Below are 7,878 nucleotides of genomic sequence, written 5' to 3' on the forward strand. Positions count from 1 at the left end.
GACGGGCTCACCACCGCGCGTTCGGTGGCGGCACGGCTGGGCATCGACGAGGTGCACGGCGAAGTGAAGCCGGCCGACAAGCTGCGGCTGGTGGAGCAGCTGCAGCGCGAAGGCCGCGTGGTCGCCATGGCCGGGGACGGCATCAACGACGCACCGGCGCTGGCGCGCGCCGACGTCGGCATCGCCATGGGCACCGGCACCGACGTGGCCATGAACAGCGCCCAGCTCACGCTGGTCAAGGGCGATTTGCGCGGCATCGCCTCGGCCCGCCGGCTGTCGCAGCAGACCGTGGCGAACATGAAGCAGAACCTGATGTTCGCCTTCGTCTACAACGCGCTGGGGGTGCCGCTGGCGGCGGGGCTGCTGTACCCCTTCACGGGCTGGCTGCTGTCGCCCATGGTGGCCGCACTGGCCATGAGCCTGAGCTCGGCGTCGGTGGTGTTCAACGCGCTGCGGCTGGGGCGGGCGAAGGGGTGAATGCCGTCATTCCCAACCGATCTCGTCATTCCCGCGAAGGCGGGAATCCAGGCCTCCGCCCTACCTTAGGGTGGAGGCCCGTTTGGGCTGACTCAGCCCTGCGCCTTCTTCCCGTCCAGGCTCCAGCGCCCAGGCCCGAAGGCCCAGACCACCAGCAGGCCGCCGACCACGGCGATGTTCTTCCAGAACATCTGGCGCTGCAGGCCCTGCTGGGCTTCGGCCACGGCCCAGTAGCCGTGGAAGATGGGCGTGATGACCGCCACGAAGATGGCCAGCGCCAGTGCGGCCCAGCGCGCCTTCCAGCCCACCAGCAGCAGCAGGCCGGCGCCGAGCTCCAGCGCGATGGCGATCGCGGCGCAGACCTCGGGCATCGGCACGCCCTTGGACGAGATGTAGCCCACCACGCCGCTGAAGCCGGCGATCTTGGCCCAACCCGCGGGGATGAACAGCCAGGCCAGCAGCACGCGGCCGATCAGCGTGGCGGCATCCTGCGCGCCGGAGCTGGCCAGGCCGGGACCGGCCGAGTAGGTCTGGGTCGTCGTCGTGTTCATGCAGATGTCTCCTCTTCGTTGCGAAGTGGTTGAGCTGGGTCAGCTCCGATGGGGCCCACTTCTGCTAGCGGAGTATGCAACGGCCCAGCTGTCCATGCACCCTGGCCTTGCATTCGCGGCAGGTATCCTCGTGAAGGCATGAGTTCACGCACCACCCTCACCTTCCTGGGAGCGGCCGGCACCGTCACCGGCTCGCGCTACCTGCTGGAGCACGGCGGCCGCCGCGTGCTGGTCGATTGCGGCCTGTTCCAGGGCCTCAAGCAGCTGCGCCTGCGCAACTGGGACCGCTTCCCGGTCGACCCACAAAGCGTCGACGCGGTCGTGCTCACCCACGCCCACATCGACCACAGCGGCTACCTGCCGGCGCTGGCCCGGCAGGGCTTCCGCGGTCCGGTGCACGCCACCGAAGCTTCGGTCGAGCTGGCCGGATTGCTACTGCCCGACTCCGGGCACCTGCAGGAGGAAGAAGCCGAGTTCGCCAACCGGCACGGCTTCTCGAAGCACAAGCCCGCGCTGCCGCTGTACACCGAGGACGACGCGCGCCGCATGCTGCGGCAGTTCCGGCGCACGGAGTTCCACGCGGCGTTCGAGCCCATCCCCGGCCTGCGCATGCAGTTCGTCCCGGCCGGCCACATCCTGGGCGCGGCCAGCGTGCACGTGCAGTGGGACGGCGGCTCGGTGCTGTTCTCCGGCGACCTGGGACGCGACGAGGACATCCTGATGAAGCCGCCGGAGACGCCGCCGGCCGCCGACACCGTGCTGATCGAGTCCACCTATGGCGAGCGCGAGCACCAGGAGGAAGACCCCGCCACCACGCTGGCGGACGTGGTCAGCCGCACCGCCGCGCGCGGCGGCGTGGTGGTGATCCCGGCCTTCGCGGTCGGGCGCGCGCAGGCGCTGATGCACCTGGTGGCGCAGCTGAAGGAACAGCGGCGCATGCCCGACGTGCCGGTGTTCCTCAACAGCCCGATGGCGGCCGACGTCACCGAGATCTACGTGCGCTACCGCGCGCAGCACCGCCTGGGCTCGGCGCAGTGCCGCGCGATGTGCGAAGCGGCCCGCATCGTCAACACGGTGGCCGAGTCGCAGCGCCTGAACGAGCTGAAGGTGCCGGCAGTCATCATCGCGGCGAGCGGCATGGCCACCGGCGGCCGCGTGGTGCACCACCTCAAGGCCTTCGCGCCGGACCGGCGCAACACCATCCTGCTGGCCGGCTACCAGGCCGCCGGCACCCGCGGCGCGCTGCTGGCCGGCGGCGCGCGCGAGGTCAAGATCCACGGCGAATACGTCAAGGTGCGTGCCGAGGTGGTCAGCCTGGGCTCGCTGTCGGCGCACGCCGACCGCAACGAGCTGCTGCGCTGGATCGGCCGGCTGCCCTCGGCGCCGCGGCAGGTGTTCGTCACCCACGGCGAGCCCGCCGCCGCCGACAGCCTGCGGCTGGCGATCGAGGACACGCACGGCTTCGCCTGCTCCGTGCCCGAGCAGCGCCAGGAAGTCGAGCTGTGACGGCGGCGCACGCCAAGCCGGCGCCGGCGACGCTGGTCGCCCGGCGGGCCGGCATCGATACCTACCAGGCGCCCATCGTCTACATGCGGCCGGACTGCGCGGTCTGCCTGGCCGAGGGGTTCGAGGCCCAGGCCCGGGTCGAACTGGTGCACGACGGCCGCAGCGTGCTGGCCACCGTGCACCACGTGATGGCCGACTGGCTGCAGGTGCACGAAGCGGGGCTGTCGGAAGCGGCCTGGCGGCTGCTGGGCCTGCAGGGCGGCGAGCCGCTGCAGATCCGCCATCCGCCGGTGCTGCAGTCGCTGCGGCACATCCGCGCCAAGACCTACGGCGAGCGGCTGGACTACCCGCAGCTGCTGGCCGTGATGCGCGACGTCGCCGCCGGCCGCCTGTCCGACCTGCACCTGGCCTCCTTCGTCACCGCCTGCGTGGGCGACCGCATGGACCGGCAGGAGGTGATCGACCTGACGCGCGCCATGGTGGACGTCGGCGAGCGCCTGCAGTGGCCGTTCGACACCGTGGTCGACAAGCACTGCGTGGGCGGCCTGCCGGGCAACCGCACCACGCTGCTGGTGGTGCCCATCGTCACCGCGTGCGGCGTCGCCATGCCCAAGACCTCCTCGCGCGCCATCACCTCGCCGGCCGGCACCGCCGACGCCATGGAGACACTGGCGCCGGTGGCGCTGGACCTGCCCGCCATGCGCCGGGTGGTGGAGCGCCTGGGCGGCTGCATCGTCTGGGGCGGCGCCGTGCAGCTCAGCCCCGCCGACGACGTGCTGATCCGCGTCGAGCGTCCGCTGGACCTGGACGGCACGGCGCAGCTGGTCGCCTCGGTGCTGTCCAAGAAGGCGGCGGCCGGATCGCGCCAGGTGCTGATCGACATCCCCGTGGGGCCGACCGCCAAGGTGCGCAGTGTCGCCGCCGCGGCGGAGCTGTCGGCGGCGCTGGTGGACGTGGGTGCCGCGATCGGCCTGGAGGTGCGCGTGCTGCAGACCGACGGCCTGCAGCCGGTGGGCCGCGGCATCGGCCCGGCGCTGGAGGCGCACGACGTGCTGGCCGTGCTGCAGTCGCGGCCCGATGCGCCGGCCGACCTGCGCGAGCGGGCGCTGGTGCTCGCCGGCCAGTTGCTGGAGATGGCCGGGCGCGCCGTGCCCGGCGAGGGCCTCGCGCTGGCGCGGCAGACGCTGGACAGCGGTGCGGCCTGGCGCCAGTTCGCCGCCATCTGCGAGGCCCAGGGCGGCCTGCGCGAGCCCGGCCGCGCGCCGCACGTGCGGGCCATCACGGCCGAACGCGCTGGCCTGGTCGAAGCGATCGACAACCGCCGCATCGCCATGGCGGCCAAGCTGGCCGGTGCGCCCGGCGATGCGGTTGCCGGCGTGAAGCTGGAGGTCAAGCTGGGCCAGCGCGTCGAGCGCGGCCAGCCGCTGTACGTGCTGCATGCGCGCAGCCAGGGCGAACTGGACTACGCCACCGATTACGTGCGCGCGCAGCCGGGCCTGATCGGGATCGGGGAGGGCGCATGAGCACGGTCATCCTCCCTGCCCCCGGTGCCGAAGCGGCCGCAGAACGGTTCGCCACCCACCTGCGCGCTTGTTCGGGCGACGAGGTCCGCGTGGCGCGCGTGGAATCACGCCGCTTTCCCGACGGAGAGACCTACCTGCTGCTGCACGACAGCGTCGACGGCGCGCACGTTTGGGTGATAGGGACCCTGCGAGACCCGGACCCGCAGTCGCTCACGCTGCTGTTCCTGGCCGATACCGCACGCGAACTCGGCGCGGCCAGCGTGAGCCTGGCGGCGCCTTACCTGCCCTACATGCGGCAGGACATCCGCTTCCATCCCGGCGAGGCGGTGACCTCGCGCACCTTCGCGCGCATCGTCTCGCAGGCCTTCGACCGGCTGGTGACGGTGGATCCGCACCTGCATCGCTACCCCTCGCTGGACGTGATCTACCGCATTCCCTCCGCAGTGGCGCCCAGCGCGCCGGCGATCGCGCGCTGGATCACCCAGCGCGTGCCGCAGCCGGTGGTGATCGGACCCGACGGCGAGAGCGAGCAGTGGGCGCGCGACGTTGCCGCGCGCGTCGGCTGTCCGGTGCGGGTACTGACCAAGACGCGGCTGGGCGACCGTTCGGTCGAGATCTCGCTGCCCCAAGCCGAGGGGCTGGAGGGCCGGCAGCCGGTGCTGATCGACGACATCATCTCCAGCGCCCGCACCATGGCCACCGCCGTGCGCCACGTGCGCGCGGCCTTCGGCGAGGCGCCGGTGTGCATCGGCGTGCATGCGGTGCTGGCGCCCGACGCGATGGAGGTGCTGCAGGCCGCCGGCGCCGGCGAGGTGGTGACCTGCAACACGCTGACGCAGGCGCCGGAGGCGATCGACGTGTTCGGCGAACTGGCGCAGGCCGCCGCCGGACTGGCGCTCAGGCGATAGCCGCCACCGCGGCGATGGCGGCGCCGGTCGCCGCCGCGGCGCCGTAGCCGGCCGCCACCCGCCAGCCGAGCGCGCGGCCGCCGAGCGTGGCGGCCATCCCCAGCTTGACCACCATGTTCGCGACCGCAGCCAGCACGATGGCCGTGGCGGTGGCGCCCGCCGACAGCTCGCCGCGGCCCAGCATGTGCACGCTCGCCAGCACGATCGCGTCGACGTCGACGGCACCCGACACGAAGGCTACCGCATAGACGCCGCCGGTGCCCATCAGGTCCTGCGCGGCGCGCACCAGCACGGCCACCACGCCCAGTGCCAGCGCGAAGCCGAAGGCCGTGCCCAGGTCGAACAGCTTGGCCTCGCCCTCGACCTGCGGTGCCTGCGCCGACCCGCGGCCGTGCCACAGCACGGCGGCCGCGGCGAAGCAGGCCACGCCCATGGTCACCAGCAGCGCCACCAGCCGCAGGCCGGTGCCGCCCTGCAGCAGCGAGACGACCACCGCCATGCGGATGAACATCATCCCGTTGGCGGCGACCACCGCGGCCGCGGCGGGCCGCGCGAGGGCCGGCGTCGCCTGCACCGATCGCGCCAGCGACAACGTGGCGGCCGTCGAGGAGGCCAGCCCGCCCAGCACGCCGACCCACATCAGCCCGTGCTGCACGCCGTGCCAGCGGCTGGCCCAGTGGCCGAGCAGCGAGAGCGCGGCAATGAAGATCACGGCCAGCCAGAGCTGGAAGGGATTGATGGCGTCGTAGGGGCCGAAGCCCTCGTTGGGCAGCAGCGGCAGGATCACGGCGCTGAGCACGCCCAGCTGCAGCACCGCATCGAGTTCGGTCTCCTGCATGCGGCGCAGGCCGCGGTGCAGCGGCCCCTTGAGGTCCAGCAGCAGCGCCACCAGCACGGCGGCACCGACCGCATGCACCGGATGGCCGCGCCCGGCCACGGCGCCGAGCACGAAGGTGACCAGCGCCGCGATCGCGCTGGTGATGCTCAAGGTGCCGGCGAAGTCGGCGGCGCGCGGCCAGGAGACCGCGAACAGCGCGCCCGTGGCCAGCAGGCCGGCGGCGATCGGCCAGGGCGATTCGGGCCAGCCCCAGCCGAGCAGCCCGCCCAGGAAGCCGATCAGCGTGAAGGTGCGCAACCCGGCGACGCGCGCGCCTTCCGGCATCTCGCGCGCCTGCCAGCCCCGCTGCAGGCCGACCAGCAGGCCGGTGGCGAGGGCGCCGCCGACGGCTTGCAGGGTGGGGACGAGGTCGGGGGGCAGGTTGCTCATCGGGGGCCGATTGCACCATGGATCCATGGGACGGCGGCCAGGCCCTTGGCCGTCCTGCGCCCGGTTCGTCACCCTCGGCCCTCGGACAGGCCGGAGGTCTGGATTCCCGCCTTCGCGGGAATGACGGGACGCCCTCAAGCCGGCGGGTACCCTGCTTCCGTCAGCGCCTCTGCGAACTTTTCCTTGGGCTGGGTCGACTCCACGGTGGCCCGCTTGCGGTCCAGGTCGACCTGGACCCGGGCCTGGGGATCGACCTCGTGGGCCGCTTCGGTCACGGCCTTGACGCAGTGGCCGCAGCTCATGTCGGGCAACTTGAACTCGTGCATGGGAACTCCTGGAAGAAGGGAAATGGAAGCGTCACTCTGGAGCTTGCCACTGTGGCAAGGTCAAGCGCCGGCCACCGGGCGGCCAAGTTGACCCGCGTCATTGAATCCAGCCCGCTTGACCTTACCATCATGGAAAGGTTCACAGTGCCCGCATGAACACCGCCACCCTCCCCCTTCCGCCCTCCTCCCTGCCGCCGGTGCGGCTGCAGATCGAGGGCATGACCTGCGCCTCCTGCGTCAACCGGGTGGAGAAGGCCTTGAAGAAGGTGCCCGGCGTGGGCTCGGCCGAGGTCAATCTCGCCACCGAGACCGCCGAGGTGTGCCTGCTCGATCCCGGCACCGACGTGCAATCGCTGTCCGCCGCCGTCGAGAAGGCCGGCTATCACGCGCACGTGCTGCAGGCCGAAGAGGCGCCCGCCGAACCGGCCGACAGCGTGCTGCACAGCGCCTGGCCGGTGATCCTCTCGGCGATCCTGTCGCTGCCGCTGCTGGCCCAGATGATCCCCATGGCCACCGGCAGCGACTGGATGCTGCCCGGCTGGCTGCAATGGGCGCTGGCCACGCCGGTGCAGTTCTGGCTGGGCGCGCGCTTCTATCGGGCCGGCTGGGCGGCGGCGCGCGCGGGCAGCGGCAACATGGACCTGCTGGTGGCCATAGGCACCTCGGCCGCCTACGGCCTGAGCGTCTGGCAACTGCTCCGCAACGGTGAGCACGGCATGGCGCACCTGTACTTCGAGGCCTCGGCCGTGGTGATCACGCTGGTGCTGCTGGGCAAGTGGCTGGAAGGCCGCGCCAAGCGCCAGACCACGGCGGCGATCCGCGCGCTCAATGCGCTGCGGCCCGACGTCGCTCGCGTGCAGCGCGACGGCCGCGAACTGGAACTGCCGATCGCGCAACTCAAGCTCGGCGACCGCATCGTGGTGCGCCCCGGCGAGCGCGTGCCGGCCGACGGCGAAGTGCTGGAAGGCAGCAGCCACCTGGACGAATCCATGATCACCGGCGAGAGCCTGCCGATCGCCAAGCACGCGGGCGACCGCGTCACCGGCGGCTCGGTCAACGCCGAAGGCCTGCTGGTGGTGAAGGCCACTGCGCTGGGCGCCGAGAGCACGCTGGCGCGCATCGTGCGGCTGGTCGAATCGGCGCAGGCGAAGAAGGCGCCGATCCAGCGCCTGGTGGACCAGGTCAGCGCGGTGTTCGTGCCGGTGGTACTGGTGCTGGCGCTGCTGACGCTGCTGGGCTGGGGCTTGGGCACCGGCAACTGGGAAGCGGCGATCCTGAACGCGGTCGCGGTGCTGGTGATCGCCTGTCCCTGTGCGCTCG

Annotated in this window: 8 protein-coding genes; 5 read left to right on the top strand and 3 right to left on the bottom strand. The window is 72.2% G+C overall.

All coding sequences use genetic code 11. The features are described 5' to 3' along the window. A partial coding sequence (locus VEC03_RS18630) for an HAD-IC family P-type ATPase (protein WP_324918728.1) occupies nt 1–477 on the top strand: 477 nt, incomplete at its 5' end. 92 nt (nt 478–569) lie between these two features. Here the strand turns inward: VEC03_RS18630 and VEC03_RS18635 are convergent. Next, nucleotides 570–1,028 (bottom strand): DoxX family protein, encoded by a 459-nt coding sequence (locus VEC03_RS18635; RefSeq protein WP_324918730.1) that lies wholly within the window; start codon nt 1,026–1,028, stop codon nt 570–572. 138 nt (nt 1,029–1,166) lie between these two features. Here VEC03_RS18635 and VEC03_RS18640 point away from each other — a divergent pair, with 138 nt between their 5' ends. Genes VEC03_RS18640 through VEC03_RS18650 form a run of 3 tightly spaced genes read left to right on the top strand, consistent with a single transcriptional unit; the run spans nt 1,167 to nt 4,965 of the window. Beyond that, nucleotides 1,167–2,534: an MBL fold metallo-hydrolase gene (locus tag VEC03_RS18640; RefSeq protein WP_324918733.1), complete on the top strand. Its 1,368-nt coding sequence runs from the start codon at nt 1,167–1,169 to the stop codon at nt 2,532–2,534. Next, nucleotides 2,531–4,057: a thymidine phosphorylase family protein gene (locus tag VEC03_RS18645; protein ID WP_324918736.1), complete on the top strand. Its 1,527-nt coding sequence runs from the start codon at nt 2,531–2,533 to the stop codon at nt 4,055–4,057. Before VEC03_RS18640 ends, VEC03_RS18645 begins: the two co-directional genes overlap by 4 nt. Further along, nucleotides 4,054–4,965, top strand: a complete 912-nt coding sequence (locus VEC03_RS18650) for a ribose-phosphate diphosphokinase (RefSeq protein ID WP_324918739.1) — start codon at nt 4,054–4,056, stop codon at nt 4,963–4,965. The genes VEC03_RS18645 and VEC03_RS18650 overlap by 4 nt, the downstream gene beginning before the upstream one ends. Here VEC03_RS18650 and VEC03_RS18655 read toward each other — a convergent pair. Both VEC03_RS18655 and VEC03_RS18660 read right to left on the bottom strand, forming a co-directional pair. After that, complete coding sequence (locus tag VEC03_RS18655; protein ID WP_324918742.1) at nt 4,955–6,232, bottom strand: DUF4010 domain-containing protein; 1,278 nt, start codon at nt 6,230–6,232, stop codon at nt 4,955–4,957. The two genes, VEC03_RS18650 and VEC03_RS18655, sit on opposite strands and share 11 nt — an antisense overlap. A gap of 134 nt (nt 6,233–6,366) precedes the next feature. Further along, complete coding sequence (locus tag VEC03_RS18660) at nt 6,367–6,558, bottom strand: heavy-metal-associated domain-containing protein (RefSeq protein WP_324918745.1); 192 nt, start codon at nt 6,556–6,558, stop codon at nt 6,367–6,369. Between the two features lie 152 nt (nt 6,559–6,710). Here VEC03_RS18660 and VEC03_RS18665 point away from each other — a divergent pair. Next, the coding region (locus VEC03_RS18665; RefSeq protein WP_324918748.1) for an HAD-IC family P-type ATPase at nt 6,711–7,878 on the top strand (1,168 nt) is incomplete at its 3' end.

It is taken from the genome of Ramlibacter sp., assembly GCF_035627355.1.
Classification (GTDB): Bacteria; Pseudomonadota; Gammaproteobacteria; order Burkholderiales; family Burkholderiaceae_C; genus Ramlibacter.